The organism is Arthrobacter sp. AZCC_0090, from assembly GCF_014207375.1.
Lineage (GTDB): Bacteria > Actinomycetota > Actinomycetes > Actinomycetales > Micrococcaceae > Arthrobacter.
On sequence record NZ_JACHEE010000010.1, the window covers coordinates 38,114 to 58,516 of the forward strand.

The window sequence follows — 20,403 nt, forward strand, 5'->3', positions numbered from 1 at the left end:
CGGCAAGCCTCCGGCGGGTGATAGGGGCCGTGCCCGCTTCGCGGTGCCCGCCACGCCGCGGCCCCTATCACCCACCTACGCCGTACACGTCACCTTCGGGGAACAACAGTGAGCGCTTATCAATTAGCCCTCCAGCAGCTAACTGACTCCGCTCTTCCTACCGGGGCGTTTGCGCATTCTTTGGGGTTCGAGACTTACATTGACCGCGGGTTGGTTCACGATGAAGCGTCATTCGGCACCTGGTTGTCGGCCTTCATTTCGCAGCAGTTGACCTATTCCGACGGCTTGGCCATTCGGTTCCTTTATGAGGGTTTTGACTTGGCTGGGCTTGATGCTCATTTGAGTGCCCAGCTCTTGCCTCGGCAGTTGCGGGAGGCTAGTACCAAGATGGGTGGGCGGCTGATCGAGATCGGCACCGAAGTCTTTGCGTCGGCCGAGCTGGAAGCGTACCGGACTCTCGTGACCACAGGCCGGGCTGCCGGCCACCAGCCGCTGGCGTTCGCCGTCGTCGCGCGCTCGCTAGGCGTGCCGTTCGAAGAAGCGCTCGCCGCGTACCTTTTCGCGGCGGTCACCTCCCTGACCCAGAACGCGGTGCGCGCCATCCCGCTCGGCCAGAACTCGGGCCAGCGGATTCTGCGCAAAGCGCACGACGACGTCGCTGCCGCCGTCGAACATGTCCGGCACCTCAGCTGGGACGACTTCGGGGCCGTGAGCGCCGGGCTGGAAATTTCGCAGATGCGGCATGAATGGCAACGTGCGCGCATGTTCATGAGCTAAAACCATAGGAGGACACATGTCTGAACCCATCAAGATCGGCATCGGCGGCCCGGTTGGAGCCGGCAAAACGCAGCTCGTGGAGCGCCTGACCCGCCACATGAGCCGGGAAATCTCCATGGCCGCCATCACCAACGACATCTACACGATCGAAGACGCCAAGATCCTCGCAGCCAACGGCATCCTGCCCGAGGACCGGATCATCGGCGTCGAAACCGGCGGCTGCCCGCACACTGCCATCCGCGAAGACACGTCCATGAACACGGCCGCGATCGAGGAACTCAAGAAGCGGCACCCCGAACTGCAGGTCATCTTCGTGGAATCCGGCGGCGACAACCTCTCAGCCACGTTCAGCCCCGAACTCGTGGACTTCTCGATCTACATCATCGACGTCGCCCAGGGAGAGAAAATCCCCCGCAAGGCCGGCCAAGGCATGATCAAGTCGGACCTTTTCATCATCAACAAGACCGACCTCGCCCCGTTCGTCGGGGCAGACCTCTCAGTCATGGAGCGGGACTCCAAGGAATTCCGCGGCGACAAGCCGTTCTGCTTTACCAACCTGAAGACGGACGAAGGGCTCGACAAGGTCATCGCCTGGATGCGGCACGACGTCCTGATGCTTGACCTGGCGCAATGAGTTCACTCGCGAACGCTCTCATCTCACCTGGGCCTTCATCCGCGTCCGCTGATCGGCCCGAGATGGGTCGCCTTGCGCTCGTCATAGGGATACGTGCCGGGCGCTCCGTGGCCGTGCAGCAGTTCCATCAGGGTGCTTTGAGGGTGTTGAGGCCGCATTACTTGGATGGGTCCGGGCAGGTTTGTTATGTCATGGTCAATCCGGGCGGGGCGTATTTGGGGGCGGATCTTTATGTTGTAGACGTGGAGGTGGAGGCTGGCGCTTCGTTGCTTTTGACGACGCAGTCCGCCACGAAGATTTATCGGACTCCGGGGTCGTATGCGGAGCAGCGGATGACTGTGACGTTGGGGGAGGGGGCGGAACTGGAGTTGGCGCCGGACCAACTCATCGCCTACCGGGAGGCCAGCTATCGGCAGAATACGCACATCACCGTACATCCGACGTCGAGCCTCATCATGGCGGAAGTCATCACTCCCGGCTGGTCGCCGGACGGCGCTTCCTTCAAGTACCGGGAACTTCGTCTCCGCAACGAGATCCACGTGGAGGGCGACGACGACGCGGCGCTGCTTGCGCTCGACAACCTCCTGATCCGACCGTCCCTCGGCGATGTGACCAGCATGGGATTCATGGAAGGCTACAGCCACCTGGGTTCGCTCATTGTGGTGGATCCTCGGGTTGACCAAGCGCTCGCAGATGAACTGCACCGGCTGATTGCCGGATACGAAGCGTACTCGGGCTTGTCGCTGACCCGGACCCTTGCGGGCACCACCGGGTTGGTCCTACGATCCCTCTCGAACAGCACCGAGGAACTGAACCGCTTGCTCGGTGCCTGCACCGGTCTTTTGCGCGAACGTTGGTCCGGCCGGGCGCCGCTGAATCTCAGGAAGTACTGATGACCTCACTCGCCGAGTTCGCCTCGATGTACCGCCGGCGCGAACACCTCCCGATGAAGTCGCGCCTCGCGTACATGTTCGGTTCCGTCGTCCTCCTGCACGTTGCCGCCGTCGTGCTCCTGCTGGTGGGTGGCGCCGGTGGCGGGCAGCCGTTGGCGCTGGGTCTTGTGCTGACCGCCTATGTGGCCGGCATCAAGCACAGTTACGACTGGGACCACCTCGCCGCAATCGACAATTCCACCCGGAAGTTCGTGGCACAGCACAAAGACCCCGTGAGCGTCGGCTTTGCCTTCAGCCTGGGCCACAGCTCCGTGGTGATCCTGGCTGGTCTATTGGTGGTGGGCGGCGCAAGTCTGGTGGGCCAACTCATGGAGGACGGGACCACCGGGCACCACGTGCTGGGGCTGATCGGCAGCGGAGTCTCAGGGCTCTTCCTCCTGGCCATGGGCATCTTCAACGGCTCGGCGTTCCTCCGCACAGTGCAGCTGTACCGCGCCGCCCAGGCTGGCGGCGAGATCGCCGTCGACGACCTCGAAACCAAAGGCTTCATCGCGCGGCTCTTGGCCAAGCCGCTATCCAAGGTCCAGCGTCCCCGGAACATCTACGTGATCGGGTTCTTGTTCGGGCTCGGTTTCGACACAGCAACCACCATTGGGCTTCTGGTGCTCACGACGGCGGCGTCCCTCGCGGGTGTGTCTGTGCTCGCCCTCCTGACATTGCCGCTTGCCTTCACGGCGGCCATGACCTTCTGCGATTCCGTCAACGGCGTTGCCATGATGCGGATGTACAAATCGGCGATTCACGATCCCCAGCGCAAGCTGGGATTCAATGCCGTCATCACCGGTATTTCGGCCTTCTCGGCGCTCTTCATCGCGGTCATCACGCTGGGCGGTTTCCTCAATGCGGCCTTTGGGCTTAGCGATCCAGTCACCACCTGGCTAGGCGAAATCGACCTCGGCGACGCCGGGCTGGTGCTGATTGCGTTGTTCGCCGTTGTGTGGGCGGTTGCGGCCGTGCGGGTCCGTGCGGCGCTCCGTGGGAAGACCTGACGACGCCCGCTCACCTATGACCTGAATTCTGACGACGCCCGCTCACTTATGCCCGGAAAATCGACAACGCCCGCTCCCTTTTAAGGCCATTTGGGCGAACCCTCCCGCAATTTCATCGCCAGTGTTCGACGGCGGGCGGCGGCACTTGGTGCGGAAGCCGCTGTCGGGCACTAAACAGTTGGCGACGACGGCGGGCTATTGCTTGGACTGGAGCCACTCCAGAAGCCGATCCACTGGCCACGTCGTCACGATGCGATCGGCGGGTACACCGTTGGCGTCCGCCCGCTCGGCGCCGTATTGCAGGAAATCGAGCTGGCCAGGGGCGTGTGCGTCACTATCGATGCTGAAGAGGCAGCCCGCATCGAGGGCAAGCTGAATCAACTTCTCCGGTGGGTCTTGGCGTTCCGGCCTCGAATTGATCTCGACGGCCACAGAGTGCTCCGCGCATGACGCGAACACTTTTTCTGCGTCGAACTCCGACGGGGGCCTTGTTCCTCGTGACCCCGTGACCAACCGCCCGGTGCAATGGCCAAGGACGTTGGTATGAGGGTCTTCGATGGCGGCGAGCATCCGGCGCGTCATGGCGCGTTTGTCGGAACGGAGCTTCGAATGGACGCTGGCCACCACAACGTCAAGTTGGCTCAGCATTTCCGCAGACTGGTCCAACTGACCGTCCTCCAGAATGTCGACTTCAATTCCCGCCAATAATTGAAAGCCGGACTGTTGCTCGTTGTTGATCTCGTCCACAACCGTTAGCTGCTCCATCAAACGCTCCGCGTTGAGCCCGTTGGCGATTTTGAGGCTGGGGGAGTGATCGGTCAAAGCGAGATATTCCCGGCCGAGAATACGAGCCGCGGCGGCCATGGCTTCGATCGGCGAGCCGCCATCCGACCAGTTGCTGTGGCTATGCAGATCGCCCCGGAGCTTGGCGTCCAGCTTGTGTCCACCATCGACCAAGGGTTCGGCCCCGCGACGGCGGAGGTCTTCGAGATAGCCCGGGACGGTGCCGCCCAGGGACTGGCTGATCACCTCAAGGGTCCGGCTGCCGATTCCTTTGGTTCGTTTGAGGCGACCATCCCTGACCCGGGCGGACAGTTCCTCTTGGCTCAGGCCGGCGATGATGCCCGCAGCCCGGCGAAACGCCTGGACCTTGAAGCTGTCCGCGAGTTCCCGTTCCAGCCAAAAGGCGGTTTCGTTGAGCGCGTCTACGGCGTCCATAGCTCAATCATGTACCACACCGCGCGCAGGCGTATGTGAGCGAGGGTTCGGGTTTGGAGGCTTGTTTGTGAGTGAGGGAGCGTTCGGGTTTGGGGGCTTGTTTGTGAGTGAGGGTTCGGGTTTGGGGGCTTGTTTGTGAGTGAGGGTTCGGGTTTGGGCGTCATGGTGTCGGAATAACTGCGCCGGTCCCCGCGGCCCTGCAATAATCGGAACCAGTTGCCTCGCTCGAGTTGCACGCGGGGCGGTATGCACCTTCGGACGAATCACATCGCAGACGAGGCGGACATGACCAACACTCCCATCCAGCAGGCCATCGTGACCCAGCAAGCAACGGGGAACTTGGACGCAGGCATTGACGAGGACCTGCTTCACCGGCTCGCGGACGTTCACGGCGTCGGGACATCTTTCTACGGCTGGGATGGGCTGCAGCATAAGGTTTCGCCCATCACCCTGGTCCAAGTACTGGGCTCCTTGGGAGTGACGGCGAATTCCAACGAGCAGATCGAGGCGGCCCTCGTGGAGGCGGAAGTGGGGCCGTGGCGCCGGATGCTGCCGCCCGCCGTCGTCGTCCAGGAGGGAACGACGGCGGCCGTGCACGTTCACGTGCGTGACGGTTCGCCGGCCCGCCTGACGATCTCGCTCGAGGACGGAACGGAGCTCGCGGCCACCCAGCAGGAGGACTGGGCTCTGCCGCGTGACGTGGATGGAGTGCCCACAGGCCGCGCAACCTTTGAGGTTCCGGCCGGTTTGCCGCTCGGTTGGCATTCGCTCACGGCCGAGTCCGACGGCGTGACGGCCACCGCCGCTTTGGCTGTGGTCCCAGCCAAGCTGCAAACGGCGGCGCAGCTCGAGGAACGTCGCGGCTGGGGGCTCGCCACGCAGCTGTACTCCGTGCGCTCCAAGCGTTCGTGGGGCATCGGAGACTTCGCCGACCTGGCCGATTTGGCGGCCTTGGCTGGCGCTCGCGGAGCCGACTATGTCCTGGTGAACCCCTTGCACGCCGCCGATCCTGTGCCTCCGGTTCAAGCGTCGCCCTATTCTCCGTCCACTAGGCGGTTCTTCAACCCCATTTATATTCGCATTGAAGAAATTCCCGAACTGGCATATGTGAAGCCCCGGAAGCGCGCCACGGTGGACCGACTATTGGATCACGTCCACGCGCTCAACAAGGACGCTGTACGGCTGGATCGGGACCAGATTTTCGCTGCCAAGCTCGCTGCATTGGAACTCCTTCACACGGTCCGGCTATCCCCGGCCCGGCAGCGCGCCTTCGAGGAGTTCTGCCGTGAGTCCGGCCCGGGCTTGGACGATTTCGCCCTCTGGTGCGCCATCCGCGAGGATCGGTCTCCGGACGACCCCTTCTGGCAGGACCCCACGGCCACCCTCGGTTCACCCAAGGTTGAGTCGATGCGCCACGCATTGGCCGATCGGATCGGTTTCCACCGTTGGCTTCAGTGGATCTGCGATGAGCAGCTCGAGTCAGCGCAGGCCGCGGCGAAGCGTTCGGGCATGCGGCTGGGAGTGGTGCACGATCTCGCAGTCGGGGCGGACCTGAGCAGCGCCGACGCCTGGACCCTGCGCGGCAGCTTCGCGCCGGGTGTCAGCGTGGGCGCACCACCGGACATGTACAACCAGCTCGGCCAGAATTGGAACCAGCCGCCGTGGCACCCGGTCCGATTGGCCGAGGCGGGCTACGCGCCGTTGCGCGCGATGCTGTCCACGGTCCTCCGCCATGCCGGCGGCATCCGCGTGGACCACATCCTGGGGCTGTTCCGCCTCTGGTGGGTGCCCGCCGGAAACTCCGCGCGCGACGGCGCCTACGTCCGCTACGACCACGAGGCCCTCATCGGGATCCTCGCCCTGGAAGCGCACCGCGCGGGCGCGGTGGTCATCGGCGAGGACTTGGGCGTCTTCGAGCCTTGGGTGCGGGACTACCTTGCGGCCCGCGGCATCTTGGGCACCTCGATCCTCTGGTTTGAGTACGACGGCGACTCGCCCCTGCCGCCGGAGCGCTACCGGACGCAGGCCCTCGCTAGCGTCAACACCCACGACCTCCCTCCAACCGCTGGGTATCTCGCCGGCGACCACGTGGAACTCCGGGGCCAACTGGGCTTGCTCGAACGAAGCGTGGCTGAGGAACGGGCCGAGCACCAGGCCAGCCTGGACAAGATGATGGGGCTGCTGCGGGAGCGTGGCCTGCTGCCTGCCCGATTCGACACTGCCGGATTTGAAGCCGGCGGCCAAGAGCTTGGCGAGGAGCAGGTTATCGAAGCCCTGCACCGGCTGTTGGCGCAGGCTCCGTCGGTTTTGCTGGGTGTTGCGCTGGTGGATGCCGTGGGAGAACGGAGGGTGCAGAACCAGCCCGGAACGACGTCGGAGGTCTACCCCAACTGGCAAGTGCCACTAGCCGACGAACGCGGCCGCGCCGTGCTCATCGACGATCTCGACGTGAACCCGCGGTTCAATTCCCTGCTGGCGGCCGTCGACGAGGCTGTTCGGGGCTAGCCGGCCGACCGTACCGAGCTTCCCCAAACCCCCAGACCCCAAACCCGCAAACCTAGTCCGAGGAACTTAGTGGCCGTTCCCCGGTTGGATCGTTAGTGGGTGGTTCAAGTTCGCGCACGCGGGCTTCCAAGAGCGCAATGCGGTCATAAAGGTCGAGGGTCATTCGTGGATCAATGGGTATGCCGTGCGCCGGGTTGGCGGCGCGGCGGCGCAGCCATTGCTCCAGGGACTCTCCCGGTTGCTGCCGTAGCTTTCGCTGGTTCCTCATGCGACCGAGTCTGTCACACCGCTCGGACGCAGCTTTGAAAGCCTACGGCTAATCAGCCAAACGCAGCACTGTCGGCGAATCTGTCTCCAGCTGATCGAGGACTTCGCCCGGGATACCGGTGGCCGGATCCAGGGCGAACGTTGTGACGTGGCCGGAACGCTCGTTCGCCACGTGGAGCCAGCCTTCGCGGACCAAGTGGTGGCGGGGCCAGTCTCCTCCGCTGGGCACGTCAGCCACGGGACGGAGCCGGGTTCCGCTGCCTTCGACGGCCAATACCGAGATGCGGTTGGAGCCGCGGACCCCGGTGTAGACGAAGCGATTGTCCGGCGACATCGCGATTTCGGCTGCTGCGTCGCCGTCGAAAGCACCACCGGCAGTTGCAGGTCCGCGGCTGTGGAGCACAAAGCGGCCGTCCGCGCCGGGCAGGAGCACCGCCACTTCGATGGAGTACTCCGTCACGACGAATGCGGCGTCGACGGAGGGGTGCTGGACCAAGTGCCGCGGTCCGCTGCCCATCGGGAGAGCGACTTGGTGGTCGGGGAGCAGGCCGGTGTCGGGGTAGTAGTTCCACACCCGTATGAGGTCGAAGCCGAGGTCGGTGGTCATAATCCGGCCGTCCTCGAGCATGAGGCTTGCGTGGGCGCGGCTCACCCGCGGGCCGCCAGTGGCGATGTCGATGCCGCCGTCGACGCCGGCGTGTGGATCGTTCGCCGGTGGCGCGGCAAAGCGCGAGGTGATGCCGCCGTCCTCGTCGAGCCCGTAGAGCAGAACGTTACCGTCGCCCCAACAGGCGACCACGATGAAGCGACCGGAAGGGTCGACGGCGACGTGGCAGGCAGCAGCGCCCGCGGGCCAGGCGTCCCCCAGCGGTTCCAGGCCGAACAGCCCAGCCCGCCGGTAGGCCCGGACCGTCTCAACGGCCTCGGCTACCGCATAGACCACCGGCAGGGTGGGGTGAACGGCGACGAACGACGGCGACGGTGCTTCGACTGCGGTGCCCACCCAACTCAGGCTGCCGTCTTCACGGGCTGCAACCGCACCAATACCGAATCCTTGTCCGTTGCTGTCCGATGTGTAGGAACCCACCCAGATGAGCGTTCCGTCGATGGTCTCGGCCATGCGTCAGTGCCCTTGCACATCGGAGTCGACGCCCGCGTCCTGCCCAGCGTCCAAGGTGTCGATCGCGGACAGGTCTGCATCGTCCAGGGCGAAGTCGAAAACGTCCAGGTTTTCCTTCATGCGCAGCGGATTGGCGGACTTCGGGATAGCCACGAGCCCCTCCTGGACGTGCCAGCGCAGCACAACTTGCCCGGGCGTCTTTCCGTGTTTCTTTGCGATTGCCGCCAAGACGGGGGCATTCAGGAGATCTCGCCCCGCTCCCAACGGACTGTACGATTCCGAGGCGATGTTGTGGCTCTCATTGAAGGCACGCTCGTCGATCCGTGTGATGGACGGCGAGATCTGGATCTGGTTGACGGCCGGCAGCACCGAGGTTTCCTCCAGAAGCCGCTCGAGGTGTGAGGGTTTGAAGTTGGACACGCCGATTGAGCGCACCTTCCCCTCAGCCTGGAGCCTCTCGAAAGTCTTCCAGGTGGAGATGAACTCGTTCCGTTGGGGGAGCGGCCAATGGATCAGCAAGAGGTCCACGTAGTCCAGTCCGAGGCGCTGGAGAGAGCCCTCAAGCCCTTCGACGGCGCGATCTCGGCCCTGGTAGGTGCCGTCCAGCTTGGTGGTGATGAACAGTTCCTCGCGCGGGATGCCGCAGTCCCGCACGCCTTGCCCGACACCGGCCTCGTTACCGTATCGGTAGGCCGTATCGACATGCCGGTAGCCAAGTTCGACGGCGGACACCACCGCCGTGGCGACCTCGGCGTCGTCGAGCGGCCAGGTTCCGAGGCCGATCTGCGGAATGGCATTGCCATCGTTGAGCCTGATCAAGGGTGCAGATTCCATATCGGAAGTCTTTCCTATCGGCAGGTATTTGCACAGTGCTCCGGCTTCACCACGCGTAGTCTTCCGGCGCTGTCCGGTGGCCCGGGAAGATGTCATCGAGCCGCTTGAGGGCATCGGCGTCGAGGGTGACATCCAAAGCCCGGATGGCAGCGTCCAACTGCTCCTGGGTGCGGGGACCCACGATCGGTGCGGTCACCGCCGGCTGGTGCAGCAACCAGGCCAAGCCCACATCGCCGGGCTCCTGGCCAAGGTCGTCGGCGAGGTCCTCGTACTGGCGGATCTGGTCCTCGTGCTTCTTGAGCGTTTCGGCCGCGCGGCCCTCAAGGCGCCGGACGCCGTCTCGCTCTTTCTTCAGCACGCCGCCCAGCAGACCGCCATGAAGTGGCGACCACGGGATCAGCCCGAGGCCGTACTGCTGGGCCGCCGGGATGACTTCCAGCTCGACGTTGCGGGTGAGCAGGTTGTAGATGGACTGCTCGCTCACGAGCCCGTTGTAGTTGCGCCGGGCGGCGGCTTCCTGGGCTTGGGCGATGTGCCAGCCAGCAAAGTTGCTACTTCCTGAGTACAGGATCTTGCCCTGTTGGACGGCAACCTCGATCGCCTGCCAGATCTCATCCCACGGAGTGTTCCGGTCCACGTGGTGGAACTGATAGACGTCGATGTAGTCGGTCTGCAGGCGCTTCAGGCTTGCGTCCAAGGCCCGCCGGATGTTGAGGGCGGACAGCTTGGACTCGTTGGGGCGGTCCGTCATGGTTCCGTAGAGCTTGGTGGCCAGGACCACGCGTTCGCGGCGCTCGCCGCCCTTGGCAAACCAGCGGCCGATGATTTCCTCGGTCCAGCCCCGGTTGTCGTGGCCGCCGTAAACGTTGGCGGTGTCGAAGAAATTGATACCGGAGTCCAGGGCGGAATCCATGATGGAGTGCGCTGTGGATTCCTCCGTCTGCGGGCCGAAGTTCATGGTTCCGAGGCACAAGCGGGAGACGCTGAGGCCGGAGCGGCCCAAGTGGGTGTACTGCATGGTTTTGCTTTCCTTACGCTGTGGTGGTTCTTACATTTGGCTGAAGGACGCGACGGCGGGATCTGCGCCCAGGCGAGCACCGGCGTCGAGCGCGCTGACGGCTTCCAGTTCTTCCAAGGTGAGCTGCAATGACGCCGCCGCGAGGTTCTGCCGGATCCGTTCCGGGTGCACTGACTTGGGAATGACGATGTTGCCGATTCCGAGGTGCCACGCCAGCACGATCTGGGCCGGGGTGGCGTTGTGTGTTTCGGCTAGTTTGGTGACTGTTGCCGACCCCAGGTCCGCTCCCTGCCCCAGCGGGCTATAGGCCTCGACGGCGATTCCGTGCGAGCGGCTCTTCGCCGCCAGTTCCTGCTGCTGGAACGTCGGGTGCAGTTCGATTTGGTTGACGGCGGGAACGACGTCGGCTGATGCCAAGAGCGTGTCGAGGTGTTCGGGCAAGAAGTTGGAGACGCCGATTGCCCGGGCGCCGCCGTCAGCATGGATCTTTTCCAAGGCCTTCCACGCATCCACGAAGAGGCCTTGGGACGGCACCGGCCAATGGATCAAGTAGAGATCGATGACGTCGAGGCCGAGTTCGCGGCGGCTGTTGTCGAACGCCGCAGCAGCCTGCCCCTGCTCGCCGTTGCGGAGTTTGGTGGTGATGAAGAGTTCTTCCCGCGAGATGCCGGAAGCCCGGACCGCTGCGCCGACGCCGGATTCGTTCCGGTATCCCGCGGCGGTATCTATGTGTCGGTAGCCGGCTTCGAGGGCGTCCTCCACCGCCTTCTGGGTTTCGGCGGGCGGGACTTGGAAGACGCCGAAGCCGAGTTGGGGGATGGTGATCGAGTTGTTCAGGACGAGCCCGGGAACGGTTGAATTCTGAGCGCTGGACATGTCCGGCCTTTCGTCGCTGCTGGGTGGATTGCCTTGCTGGCACTTTTGAGCCTATGCATGTTCGCAGCAACAATCAGTAGTTTTGACGCCCCCTCTTTTTCCTAGGACTGGCAGTCCTACCTTGGCCGTAGAAACAGGCCTCTAGGGAGGGGAGAATGGGGACATGGGTCAAAGCGCCGAGTTCGGAAAATTCCTCAAAGCCATGCGTGCCCGGATGTCGCCGGACGATGCAGGATTGCCGGAAGCGTCCGGCGCGCGCCGCGTTCCCGGGCTGCGCAGGGAGGAAATTGCCCGCTTGGCCGATGTCAGCACGGACTACTACACACGGCTCGAGCAAGGCCGCCATATCCATCCATCCAGGGCCGTCCTTGAAGCAGTGTCGCGGGCGCTGCGCCTGGACTCAAGCGAGCACACGCACATGATGGACCTCCTAGAGCACTGCGCGTCGAGCGCCAAAGCGCCGACTCCCACGCCACGGGTGCGGCCGGCCTTGCGCCAACTTCTGGACGCTGTGGGCGACGTTCCGGCGCTCCTGCTTGGCCGGCGCAGTGACGTTCTTGGAGCCAACCGCATGGCAGTCTTGCTGTTTGCGGACTTCCCGTCCATGCCTCCCGCCGAGCGAAACCTCACGCGCTGGCTGATCCTGGACCCCCAGGCACGCGAACTGTTCCGGGACTGGAAGACGGTTGCCGCGGAAGCCGCCGGCTCCCTACGTGCGGATACCGGGCGGCACCCCGACGATCCCCAAGCCAACCAGCTCGTGGGCGAACTCGCCGTAAACAGCGAACACTTCCGCCAATGGTGGGCCGGGCATCGAGTGGCGGCGCGTTCGGCCGGCACCGTCCGCCTGCATCACCCCGCGGTGGGGGACGTCGAGCTCAACTTCGAGAATTTGGCCCTGCCGCAGGACCCGGATCAAGTCCTACGCGTCTATTCCGCAAAGGCGGGTTCGCCGTCGGACGATGCGCTCAAGCTGCTGGGCAGCTTTGGTGCGGGAACGGCGTTTAGTGCGGGAACGGCGACGACGGCGACAAGCCCTGAGTTGTCCGCTCGCCAAGCCTCAAACGAGGGCTGACGGGTTTCAGCCATATGTGCTCTACGTCACTGTGCCACTGCATAGTGAATTGGCATGATTCTGTCTATGTGCCCATTGGGTGGCCCTTGCGCGGCGTTTAGGCTGAATCCAGACCTTTTTCGCATATCAAGGATGGAATTCAACGATGAAACGCATCGCGCTGCTGAGGGAGCGGGCAAGCACCGCAGGGTCCGCGGGATCCACAGGCTCCCATTGCCCGGCATCCGGTCAATGGAGCCCTGAAGGCGAACCCCACATTGTGCACACCTTTTTTGAAGGCCACGTCTTCCCGTCCCACAATGGTGTGGCAACGGTCTGGCATCGCCAGTACCTGGTCGCTGGATCCCGATGAGCCCCGAAACCTTAGGGGCATGGGGCCCAAGCCACTTCTCGACGTCGGCCCAGCGGCCCGCTGCGGCGGCGCAGCACCTGCCGCCGTCGAAATGGTCCGAACTCAATCGCGGCGAAACCGTCTGGATCCACGAGGACAAGTGGGGCTTCGACGCCGGCCTTGTGGACGAAGTGTCCTCTGACCACGAATTCCTGTGGATCGAATTTGCCGGCCGTGGCCGGCGACTCCTCTGTGGCGGTGACCCCGTCCAAGTCTGGACCCGCGCGTGAGTCCAGCCTCGCAACTGATGGCCGCCAGCCTTTCCACAGAAGGGCTGGCGGCCATCGTCGGTTTTGGGGTTTGTTTGGCTTAACGCTCGAGGTTCTAACGCTCCAGGCGGAATCCGAGCTTGATGGTTACCTGCCAGTCGGCCACGGCGCCCTCGCTGAGGTGGCCGCGGATTTCCTTGACCTCGAACCAATCGAGGTTGCGGAGGGTCTGGCTTGCAGCCGCAATCCCATTCTTGATGGCGGCGTCGACGCCCTCGGACGAGGTACCAACAATTTCGGAAACGCTATATGTGTGGTCAGCCATTCTTGCTCCTCATGATCGTCCTTGATGCCTGAACTGCTGGCCCGGCAGGCCGTGAAAGCAGACTAGCCGACGCAAGGCCGGGGGAACAGGGGTGGCACTGTGGATAGGATCATCGGCAGCAAGGCCGCGGGTGAGGTGACAACGGCGGCAGCGTGCAACGCTTCCTCTTTTCCCCCGTATCCCCAGAGCGCGAATAACGTGGAAATTCCGTGCTCGGCTGCGCCCGCGACATCGTAGCTTCTGTCGCCGACCATTACCGGGTTGGAGATGTCGATGCCCTGGGAGGCGAGGCGGAGCAGCGCTTCACCGATGACTTCTGCCTTGGTCGCTCTTCTTTCAACGTCCGATGCCCCGCAGATGTTGATGAAGTTGCTCTCGATTCCAAAGCGTCGTGCGAGTCGTAGTGCTTGATCTTCCACTTTGGAGGTAGCAACAGCCATGGGGATTCCTGCCAGCAGCAGTTGCTCCAGCAACTCGATGACCCCTTCGTACAGACTGGATTGCTCCGCGCCGTGATCCGCGTATGCCTTGCGGTAATGTTGGAGGGCTCTCTGGGCTGTCGCTTCATTCAGCCCGGAGACTGTTCTGAATGAGTCCACCATCGGCGGACCGACGAACCTGAGCAGTTCATCCGGCGACGGGACAGGCGCTCCTACTGATTCCAAAGCCTGGGCAGCACTCGAAGTAACACCTAAAGCTGAGTCGATGAGCGTTCCGTCCATGTCGAACAGGACGCAGGTGATGCCGCCGAACGGCGGGCGTGTGTGATGCGGAAGTATCATCTTTTTGGAGCTTTCGGTCGTGGACCTGGTTCTGCTTGGGTTGTGCACGGGAATTACTTTTTGAAAGGTGGACATCGACCGAGTGAGTCTTGATCACATAGACCAGAGGATCCTTGCGGAGCTCACCAAGAATGCACGCATTAGTCATGCCGAACTGGCGACCAAAGTCCTGCTTTCAAGGAATGCCGTGCGGCAGCGGGTCGACCGGATGGAACGGCAAGGGTATATCCAGGGATATACGGTGGTTGCAGGCACATCGGGGCAAAGTCCTGTCTCGGCTTTCCTCATGGTTTACAGGAAAGACCGAGTGCGGGGTTCAGACGTCGTCACTGTTTTGCGTTCGATTCCGGAAGTGGTTTTGTGCGACGTCGTCAGCGGTGACTTTGATCTTCTGGTGAGACTTGAAGCCCGGTCTTTGGAGAGAGTCCAGGAGATTTGGGAGCAGATTGCCGCCCTTCCCGGTGTCACGGATACGGTGACGGCCATGACGCTTTCCAGTCTCATCCGGCGCGGTGTGGAGCCGACCGCGTGACGGATCAGCAATCAAACCGCTGTTATGTGGGTGCCCTTGGCTGGAAACGCAGCGGATTCAAGGATCGATTGAGCAACGGCCCGGTCCAGGAGTTTCCTCTCCATGACGACGTCGAGAATGGTTGACCCATCCCGCAGTGCATCCTTGGCTACTGCCGCTGCCGCTACGTAGCCGATGGCCGGAACCAGTGCTGTTGCAAGGCCTACCGAGGCTGCGGTCTGGCTGGCGAGACGGCTGGTGTTCGCTTCGATGCCTCCCATGCAATGTGTCCGGAGAATGAGTGCTCCTTGTTTGAGCCATGAAACGCCTTGAAGCAGGACATGCGCGATGACCGGCTCGAAGGCATTGAGTTGGAGCTGACCATTGTCTGCCGCCATCGTTACGGCGGTGTCTGCGCCGGCGACCGCGAAAGCGATCTGATTCATGGTCTCCGGGATAACGGGGTTGACCTTTCCGGGCATGATGGACGACCCAGCTTGGCGGGGAGGCAGAGTGATCTCACCAAAGCCATTTTGCGGTCCGCTGGACAGCAACCGGAGGTCGCTGCTGATTTTGGACAGCTTTATTGCGGTCCGTTTCAGCATGCCCGACATGTGCATGAAGACGCCGACGTCGGACGTCGCTTCGACCAGATCGTTGGCAGGAAAGACCTCGACACCGGAAATCTCAGACAGTGCCCGCAGTACCAATTGCTGGTAGCCCGGTTCGGCAGTGATGCCGGTGCCGATGGCGGTGGCTCCCAGGTTGCACTCCCGCATCAGCTCTGTGGACTCCAAGAGCCTGGAGCGATCTTCTTCCAACGTCGCGGCGAAGGCATTGAACTCCTGACCCAGGGTCATCGGCACAGCATCCTGAAGCTGCGTTCTGCCCATCTTGACGACGTCGGCAAATTCGGCGCCCTTGCTTCTGGCGGTTTCGGCAAGCCTGCCCAATTCTTGGTTCAGTTCTGTGGTGGCGAAAATGAGGGCCAGTTTGATTGCGGTTGGATATGTGTCGTTGGTGGATTGGCATCGATTGACATGGTCAATGGGGTGCAAGTGCTGGTAGTCGCCGCGGCGGTGGCCTAGTTTTTCCAGGGCAAGGTTCGCGATCACTTCGTTGGCGTTCATATTGGTGCTCGTGCCCGCGCCGCCTTGGATGACGTCCACGCAGAACTGTTCGTGGTGATGGCCGTCCTCGATTTCCTGGCACGATTCGCGGATTGCTGCCGCTTGCTGGGGCAAGAGGACCCCGAGTTCGCAGTTGGCCTGCGCTGCGGCGCTCTTGATCATCGCGAGGGAGCGCACCAAATGCGGGTGGCTGGAGATAGGAATGCCGCTGATGGTGAAGTTTTCCAATGCCCGGGCAGTGTGTGCTCCCCAGTAGGCGTTCGCGGGTACAGGAATGTTCCCCAGCGAATCGGTCTCGGTGCGGGTGGTCATGGCATTACATCCTCTATTTCTTGATGCAGATGACTTTGGGCTGGGTCATCTCCTCATAGGCAAAATGGACACCTTCCCTGCCGAGGCTTCCGTATTTGGAACCACCGAACGGCATGCCGTCGAACCGATAGTCCGACGAATCGTTGATCATGACGCCCCCTGCGTCGAGGCGGCGGGCAGCGTCCATGGCGTTGCTCAGGGAGTCCGTAAAAATGCCGGCGTGAAGGCTGAAATCGATGGCATTCGCTACTTCAATGGCTTCTTCGAAGGTGTTGAAGGCGTGCAGCATGACCACAGGCCCAAACACTTCTTCGCTCCACAACCTGCTGTCCGCCGGGACGGCTTCCAGGACAGTCGGCCGAAGCACATTGCCCTCCGTCACGTTGCCAGCGAGAAGAGTTGCGCCGTCCTGGATCGCCTCATCCAGCTTGGCTTGGAGTTCGTCCAGCGCTGCCCGACTGATCATCGGGCCGACGTCCGTCCGCTCATCCGAGGGATCTCCTGCAACCAATCGGGCCGTCGCTTCCAGGAAGCGGTGGCGGAAGTCAGCGTACAACGATGTGGCTATGAGGATCCGCTGTACCCCTACGCAGTTCTGGCCAGCGGCCCAGAACGCTCCGGAGACACAGGATTCCACGGCGTCGTCAATGTCTGCGTCGCTCAGGATGATGACCGGCGCGTTTCCGCCGAGGTCCATGGATAGCTTCTTCAGGCCGGCGGCGCGGGCAATGCTTTCCCCGGTGGAAAACCCGCCAGTGAAGGACACCATTCGCACATCCCTGGACCGGATGATGGTTTCGGCCACCTCCCGGTCACCGTGAACGACGGTCAGGACCTCTTGGGGGAGCCCGGCGTCCACCAGGGTGTCCGCGAGCAGCTGGGCCGACAGGGGAGCAAGGGCAGATGGCTTGAGGACCACGGCGTTTCCCCCAGCGATGGCCGGACCGATCTTGTGCGCCACCAGGTTGAGGGGGTCGTTGAAGGGCGTGATCGCTGCGATGATGCCAAGCGGTTCCCGTGAGTACCACCCCGTCCGGTCCTCCGAGCCTTCATAGGAGTCAAAAGGGATGACTTCGCCGGCGTTCCTGCGTGCCTCGGCTGCGGACAATCGGAGTGTGTTGACAGCTCGCAGCACTTCCTTTCGTGCCTGGCGAATGGTTTTCCCGGACTCGGCAACTATGGTCTGGGCGAACTCTTCGCTTCTTTGCTCGATGTCCGTCGCGGCGGCGTCGAGGATCTTGCCGCGTGCGTTGCGGGACAGGGCCTGCGCTTTCCGCGCACCGGACCGGGCCACGTCGAGAACGGCTTCGCCGGAAGAATCATCGCTCAGCGGAACTGCACCGACGATCCTGCCGTCGTAGGGACTCGTTACTTCACGGAACTTCGGCACTACGGTTTCCTGGGCGCAAAGCGTGGAACTAGACATGTGCGGCTGCTCCTGTCTTGGCTGCGTGCATCGCGATGATGTCCGAGAGCAGGGCATAGGCGGTCTCGACGCGGCCGGCCCCCGGTCCCGAGACGGTGACGGGGCCAAGGAGGTCCGTGTCGAAGGAAACGGCGTTCGTCGCGCCTGAAACCCCGGCGAGCCCGTGGTCGAGGGGGAGCGCGATGGGGGCTACGCGAGCGGTGACCATACCGTCAGGATTCCGCAGGGCCGAACCGACGAGCTTCCAGCGGCGTCCCTCCCGGGATGCCTTCCGGATATCTTCGGCCGTGACGGTCGAGATCCCTTGCCGCTGGACGTCCTTGAGTTCGATGCCCGCGCCAAGCAGTTCATTGGCCAGGATCAGGACCTTGAGTTGGACGTCGTATCCTTCGATGTCTGCTGCGGGGTTCGCTTCTGCGTAGCCAAGTTCCTGTGCTTCTTTGATGGCCGCTTCGAAGCCCAGGCCGGCTTCCATCCGTCCGAGCACATAGTTGCTGGTGCCGTTGAGGATGCCTTCGAAGCCGTTCAGCGTGAGGCCCGCGAACATCTTCTTGGCCAATCGGATCACAGGAGTTCCGCTCATGACGGCTCCTTCGAACTCGAAGTGGGCGCCGTTTTGTTCGGCCAAGGAAGTGAGCTCGGCCCCGCGAAGGGCAACGGGGCCTTTGTTCGTGGTGCAGACGCTCTTACCGGATTCGAGTGCCCACCGCACGTGCGAGACTGCCGGCTCGCCGTCGTCGGGGTTCGTGAAGGTGGCTTCGCAGATGATGTCTGCTGTGCAGGAGCGGATGACCGACTCATTGTTCGTGTCAGCGGATCCGCCGTGTTCGGCGAAGGTTTCGCTCTCGCCTCCGAGGGCCAGGGCCAAGGAGAGGTCAATACCGTCGGGCCGGACCAGGGATCCGAGCCGGAGGTCGGTGATGGCAACGACACGGAGGCCGAAGCCCAACTCGGATCGAAGGGCCTCGCCGCGGGTTGCTATCAGTTCGGCCAGGGTCCTGTTGACGCCGCCAAAGCCGATCAGGGCAATGTCATAGGTGGTCATGGTGCTCCTTCACTCAGTTACATCGGTCTTCCAATGTTGGCCGCATTCCATGTCAGTCAAGGCATGTGATTCTGCCTGAAGGGCAGGGCGAAATGACCAACCACATTCCGAATCGACATGGGCACCCCCAAGTAACATGTGTGCAATATGTGCATGTTCAAATGTTTTTAATGACCAGGCAGGTCTTGCTGTGTTATCTTCATCACCATCCCTTTGCGCAGCTCCGGCCATCCTGAGGACCCTCGATCTCCGAGGTATCACGCGCATCCTTCGCATCTGATTCGACCACCGACCTGACCGCCGACCCGGGAGACACAATGGAATCCTCTTCATCCGTCACGCTAGAACCGCAACGCTCAGACCCGCCGCCGCTTGAATCCGGGCTACGCCGGTCCATGGGGCCGCGGCACCTGGTGATGATCGCGATGGGTGGCGTCATCGGCTCCGGACTCTTCTTGAGTTCGGGCTACACGATCTCCCAGGCTGGACCACTCGGCGCTGTCATCGCCTACCTGATTGGCTCCTTCGTGGTCTACCTCGTGATGGCGTGCCTTGGCGAACTTGCTATCGCCTACCCAGTCTCGGGAGCCTTCCACATCTACGCATCGCGTTCGATCGGGCCAGCCACTGGGTTCACTACCGCTTGGCTTTATTGGCTTTGTTGGGCGGTAGCCATCGGATCGGAATTCACAGCTGCGGGCCTCCTCATGCAGCGTTGGTTTCCAAGCATCGATGTGTGGGTTTGGTGCGTGATCTTTGCGGCCGTGCTTTTTGGCCTCAACGCCGTCTCTTCGCGATTCTTCGGAGAGTCGGAGTTCTGGTTCGCGATCGTCAAGGTCGGCGCGATCATCGTCCTGATCGTGCTCGGCGGTGCCGCATTGTTTGGCTTCCACCCGCTGAGCGGGGCCGGCAATCATCCCTTCCTGTTTGCAAACTTCAATACAACAGGCGGCCTTTTCCCAAACGGATTCACTGGCGTCCTGGTCACAGCGCTAGCGGTGTTCTACGCCTTCTCCGGCTCTGAGCTCATCGGTGTAGCGGCTGGCGAAACTGCGGATCCTGCCACGAGCATTCCGAAAGCCATGCGCAGCACGGTTGTCCGGCTGCTGATCTTCTTCGTCGGGGCCATCGCGGTCATCGCCGCCACCATCCCCTTTGGCCAAGTTGGCCTGGACCAAAGCCCGTTCGTGACGGTCTTTTCTTCCATCGGCATTCCATTTGCTGCCGATGCCATGAATTTCGTCATCATCACCGCGCTCCTTTCTGCCGGCAATAGCGGCCTCTTCTCCTGCGCCCGCATGTTGTACTCACTCTCGGATGAAGGACATGCCCCTCGGGTATTGCGAAAGCTCACTCGACGTGGCATTCCCATGGTCGCGCTCTCCGTGAGCATGGTGGGCGGCCTGGCATCGCTCATCAGCAGCGTGGTTGCTCCGGAGACGGTGTACTTGGCCCTAGTGTCCGTGGCAGGGTTCGCCGTCGTCGGCGTGTGGATGTCCATCGCCGCATCACATTTCTTCCACAGGAGGACCTATGTCAAGAACGGCGGCAATGTCGCAGCCCTTCCTTACAGGGCCCCGATGTTCCCCCTCGTGCCGATCCTGGCGTTCTCGCTCTGCTTCATTTCGCTGATCGGCATTGCGTTTGACCCGAACCAGGTAGCCGCTCTCTACTTCGGAGTTCCCTTTGTGGGAGCCTGCTATGCATTTTTCTATCTCAAGTACGGACGCAAGGCGCGCACAGCACAGCCGTCTCTACTGGACCGTTGACCACCGTCTACCCAGCTTCTCGGCCAGGGACCGCTGTCCCGGCCGAGAAGCTATCCAACGGATGACAAATGAATTCAGAACACGTGATGCCCCTTGCCGGCAGTTCGATCCGGAACGTCGGCAACTGGCTGGAGGTCGACGTCGGCGGTTTCGAGTCGCGGAAATGGAGAGCGCGAACTCGGCGATCCTCGCCGATCTCTACACCGTGTGGGCAGGAGCACGCCGCATTCCGATCAA

20 protein-coding genes are annotated in these 20,403 nt (G+C 62.5%); 9 read left to right on the forward strand and 11 right to left on the reverse strand.

The annotated features are described in order from the left end of the window. Window positions 1-108 precede the first annotated feature (108 nt). The 4 genes from HNP00_RS15800 to HNP00_RS15815 all read left to right on the forward strand — a co-directional run bounded on the left by HNP00_RS15800 (window position 109) and on the right by HNP00_RS15815 (window position 3,353). Complete coding sequence (locus HNP00_RS15800; protein WP_184740681.1) at window positions 109-777, forward strand: urease accessory protein UreF; 669 nt, start codon at window positions 109-111, stop codon at window positions 775-777. Window positions 778-793: 16 nt separating this feature from the next. Beyond that, the gene (gene ureG / locus HNP00_RS15805; RefSeq protein ID WP_184740682.1) at window positions 794-1,411 is read left to right on the forward strand and encodes an urease accessory protein UreG; all 618 of its coding nucleotides are present in this window, start codon (window positions 794-796) and stop codon (window positions 1,409-1,411) included. A 62-nt stretch (window positions 1,412-1,473) separates the two neighbouring features. Next, complete coding sequence (locus tag HNP00_RS15810) at window positions 1,474-2,304, forward strand: urease accessory protein UreD (RefSeq protein WP_395893829.1); 831 nt, start codon at window positions 1,474-1,476, stop codon at window positions 2,302-2,304. Beyond that, window positions 2,304-3,353, forward strand: coding sequence for a HoxN/HupN/NixA family nickel/cobalt transporter (locus HNP00_RS15815; RefSeq protein WP_184740684.1), 1,050 nt, complete (start codon window positions 2,304-2,306; stop codon window positions 3,351-3,353). Before HNP00_RS15810 ends, HNP00_RS15815 begins: the two co-directional genes overlap by 1 nt. Before the next feature lie 195 nt (window positions 3,354-3,548). Here the strand turns inward: HNP00_RS15815 and HNP00_RS15820 are convergent, their stop codons facing one another. Next, window positions 3,549-4,571, reverse strand: a complete 1,023-nt coding sequence (locus HNP00_RS15820) for a PHP domain-containing protein (RefSeq protein WP_184740685.1) — start codon at window positions 4,569-4,571, stop codon at window positions 3,549-3,551. Window positions 4,572-4,856: 285 nt separating this feature from the next. On the opposite strand from HNP00_RS15820, the gene malQ reads away from it, so the two are divergent. Continuing rightward, window positions 4,857-7,076: a 4-alpha-glucanotransferase gene (gene malQ / locus HNP00_RS15825; protein WP_184740686.1), complete on the forward strand. Its 2,220-nt coding sequence runs from the start codon at window positions 4,857-4,859 to the stop codon at window positions 7,074-7,076. A gap of 52 nt (window positions 7,077-7,128) precedes the next feature. Here the strand turns inward: malQ and HNP00_RS15830 are convergent, their stop codons facing one another. Genes HNP00_RS15830 through HNP00_RS15850 form a run of 5 tightly spaced genes read right to left on the reverse strand, consistent with a single transcriptional unit; the run spans window position 7,129 to window position 11,191 of the window. Further along, the gene (locus HNP00_RS15830) at window positions 7,129-7,344 is read right to left on the reverse strand and encodes a hypothetical protein (protein ID WP_184740687.1); all 216 of its coding nucleotides are present in this window, start codon (window positions 7,342-7,344) and stop codon (window positions 7,129-7,131) included. A gap of 48 nt (window positions 7,345-7,392) precedes the next feature. Continuing rightward, entirely contained in the window at window positions 7,393-8,463 is a 1,071-nt protein-coding gene (locus HNP00_RS15835; protein ID WP_184740688.1) for a beta-propeller fold lactonase family protein, read from the reverse strand. A 3-nt stretch (window positions 8,464-8,466) separates the two neighbouring features. After that, the gene (locus HNP00_RS15840) at window positions 8,467-9,297 is read right to left on the reverse strand and encodes an aldo/keto reductase (RefSeq protein WP_184740689.1); all 831 of its coding nucleotides are present in this window, start codon (window positions 9,295-9,297) and stop codon (window positions 8,467-8,469) included. Window positions 9,298-9,343: 46 nt separating this feature from the next. Continuing rightward, window positions 9,344-10,315 carry an aldo/keto reductase gene (locus HNP00_RS15845; protein WP_184740690.1) on the reverse strand — a complete coding sequence of 324 codons (972 nt, stop codon included), beginning with the start codon at window positions 10,313-10,315 and terminating at the stop codon, window positions 9,344-9,346. A gap of 30 nt (window positions 10,316-10,345) precedes the next feature. Then, window positions 10,346-11,191: an aldo/keto reductase gene (locus HNP00_RS15850; RefSeq protein WP_184740691.1), complete on the reverse strand. Its 846-nt coding sequence runs from the start codon at window positions 11,189-11,191 to the stop codon at window positions 10,346-10,348. Between the two features lie 163 nt (window positions 11,192-11,354). On the opposite strand from HNP00_RS15850, the gene HNP00_RS15855 reads away from it, so the two are divergent. Beyond that, on the forward strand, window positions 11,355-12,266 hold the full coding sequence (locus HNP00_RS15855; RefSeq protein WP_184740692.1) for a helix-turn-helix transcriptional regulator: 912 nt from the start codon (window positions 11,355-11,357) through the stop codon (window positions 12,264-12,266). A gap of 348 nt (window positions 12,267-12,614) precedes the next feature. Continuing rightward, entirely contained in the window at window positions 12,615-12,887 is a 273-nt protein-coding gene (locus tag HNP00_RS15860) for a hypothetical protein (RefSeq protein ID WP_184740693.1), read from the forward strand. Window positions 12,888-12,981: 94 nt separating this feature from the next. Here HNP00_RS15860 and HNP00_RS15865 read toward each other — a convergent pair whose 3' ends face one another. Both HNP00_RS15865 and HNP00_RS15870 read right to left on the reverse strand, forming a co-directional pair. Beyond that, window positions 12,982-13,191: a dodecin gene (locus tag HNP00_RS15865; RefSeq protein ID WP_184740694.1), complete on the reverse strand. Its 210-nt coding sequence runs from the start codon at window positions 13,189-13,191 to the stop codon at window positions 12,982-12,984. Between the two features lie 62 nt (window positions 13,192-13,253). Then, the gene (locus tag HNP00_RS15870) at window positions 13,254-13,973 is read right to left on the reverse strand and encodes an HAD hydrolase-like protein (protein ID WP_184740695.1); all 720 of its coding nucleotides are present in this window, start codon (window positions 13,971-13,973) and stop codon (window positions 13,254-13,256) included. 73 nt (window positions 13,974-14,046) lie between these two features. On the opposite strand from HNP00_RS15870, the gene HNP00_RS15875 reads away from it, so the two are divergent. Then, on the forward strand, window positions 14,047-14,505 hold the full coding sequence (locus HNP00_RS15875; protein WP_184740833.1) for an Lrp/AsnC family transcriptional regulator: 459 nt from the start codon (window positions 14,047-14,049) through the stop codon (window positions 14,503-14,505). Between the two features lie 11 nt (window positions 14,506-14,516). On the opposite strand, the gene HNP00_RS15880 is transcribed toward HNP00_RS15875, so the two are convergent. From HNP00_RS15880 to HNP00_RS15890, 3 genes are read right to left on the reverse strand one after another with little or no spacing between them, the layout of a single operon-like run. Next, window positions 14,517-15,926 carry an aspartate ammonia-lyase gene (locus HNP00_RS15880; RefSeq protein ID WP_184740696.1) on the reverse strand — a complete coding sequence of 470 codons (1,410 nt, stop codon included), beginning with the start codon at window positions 15,924-15,926 and terminating at the stop codon, window positions 14,517-14,519. A 13-nt stretch (window positions 15,927-15,939) separates the two neighbouring features. After that, window positions 15,940-17,352 (reverse strand): aldehyde dehydrogenase family protein, encoded by a 1,413-nt coding sequence (locus HNP00_RS15885; protein ID WP_184740697.1) that lies wholly within the window; start codon window positions 17,350-17,352, stop codon window positions 15,940-15,942. Further along, window positions 17,345-18,397 (reverse strand): homoserine dehydrogenase, encoded by a 1,053-nt coding sequence (locus HNP00_RS15890; protein WP_184740698.1) that lies wholly within the window; start codon window positions 18,395-18,397, stop codon window positions 17,345-17,347. The genes HNP00_RS15885 and HNP00_RS15890 overlap by 8 nt, the downstream gene beginning before the upstream one ends. 317 nt (window positions 18,398-18,714) lie before the next feature. On the opposite strand from HNP00_RS15890, the gene HNP00_RS15895 reads away from it, so the two are divergent. Beyond that, entirely contained in the window at window positions 18,715-20,166 is a 1,452-nt protein-coding gene (locus HNP00_RS15895; RefSeq protein WP_184740699.1) for an amino acid permease, read from the forward strand. Window positions 20,167-20,403 lie beyond the last annotated feature (237 nt).

What these genes read in the sequence shown, in the direction of transcription:
- ureG (WP_184740682.1), top strand. Translation starts at nt 794, where the DNA reads ATGTCTGAACCCATCAAGATCGGCATCGGCGGCCCGGTTGGAGCCGGC.
- HNP00_RS15810 (WP_395893829.1), top strand. Translation starts at nt 1,474, where the DNA reads ATGGGTCGCCTTGCGCTCGTCATAGGGATACGTGCCGGGCGCTCCGTG.
- HNP00_RS15815 (WP_184740684.1), top strand. Translation starts at nt 2,304, where the DNA reads ATGACCTCACTCGCCGAGTTCGCCTCGATGTACCGCCGGCGCGAACAC.
- HNP00_RS15820 (WP_184740685.1), bottom strand. Translation starts at nt 4,571, where the DNA reads ATGGACGCCGTAGACGCGCTCAACGAAACCGCCTTTTGGCTGGAACGG.
- malQ (WP_184740686.1), top strand. Translation starts at nt 4,857, where the DNA reads ATGACCAACACTCCCATCCAGCAGGCCATCGTGACCCAGCAAGCAACG.
- HNP00_RS15830 (WP_184740687.1), bottom strand. Translation starts at nt 7,344, where the DNA reads ATGAGGAACCAGCGAAAGCTACGGCAGCAACCGGGAGAGTCCCTGGAG.
- HNP00_RS15835 (WP_184740688.1), bottom strand. Translation starts at nt 8,463, where the DNA reads ATGGCCGAGACCATCGACGGAACGCTCATCTGGGTGGGTTCCTACACA.
- HNP00_RS15840 (WP_184740689.1), bottom strand. Translation starts at nt 9,297, where the DNA reads ATGGAATCTGCACCCTTGATCAGGCTCAACGATGGCAATGCCATTCCG.
- HNP00_RS15845 (WP_184740690.1), bottom strand. Translation starts at nt 10,315, where the DNA reads ATGCAGTACACCCACTTGGGCCGCTCCGGCCTCAGCGTCTCCCGCTTG.
- HNP00_RS15850 (WP_184740691.1), bottom strand. Translation starts at nt 11,191, where the DNA reads ATGTCCAGCGCTCAGAATTCAACCGTTCCCGGGCTCGTCCTGAACAAC.
- HNP00_RS15855 (WP_184740692.1), top strand. Translation starts at nt 11,355, where the DNA reads ATGGGTCAAAGCGCCGAGTTCGGAAAATTCCTCAAAGCCATGCGTGCC.
- HNP00_RS15860 (WP_184740693.1), top strand. Translation starts at nt 12,615, where the DNA reads ATGAGCCCCGAAACCTTAGGGGCATGGGGCCCAAGCCACTTCTCGACG.
- HNP00_RS15865 (WP_184740694.1), bottom strand. Translation starts at nt 13,191, where the DNA reads ATGGCTGACCACACATATAGCGTTTCCGAAATTGTTGGTACCTCGTCC.
- HNP00_RS15870 (WP_184740695.1), bottom strand. Translation starts at nt 13,973, where the DNA reads ATGATACTTCCGCATCACACACGCCCGCCGTTCGGCGGCATCACCTGC.
- HNP00_RS15880 (WP_184740696.1), bottom strand. Translation starts at nt 15,926, where the DNA reads ATGACCACCCGCACCGAGACCGATTCGCTGGGGAACATTCCTGTACCC.
- HNP00_RS15885 (WP_184740697.1), bottom strand. Translation starts at nt 17,352, where the DNA reads ATGTCTAGTTCCACGCTTTGCGCCCAGGAAACCGTAGTGCCGAAGTTC.
- HNP00_RS15890 (WP_184740698.1), bottom strand. Translation starts at nt 18,397, where the DNA reads ATGACCACCTATGACATTGCCCTGATCGGCTTTGGCGGCGTCAACAGG.
- HNP00_RS15895 (WP_184740699.1), top strand. Translation starts at nt 18,715, where the DNA reads ATGGAATCCTCTTCATCCGTCACGCTAGAACCGCAACGCTCAGACCCG.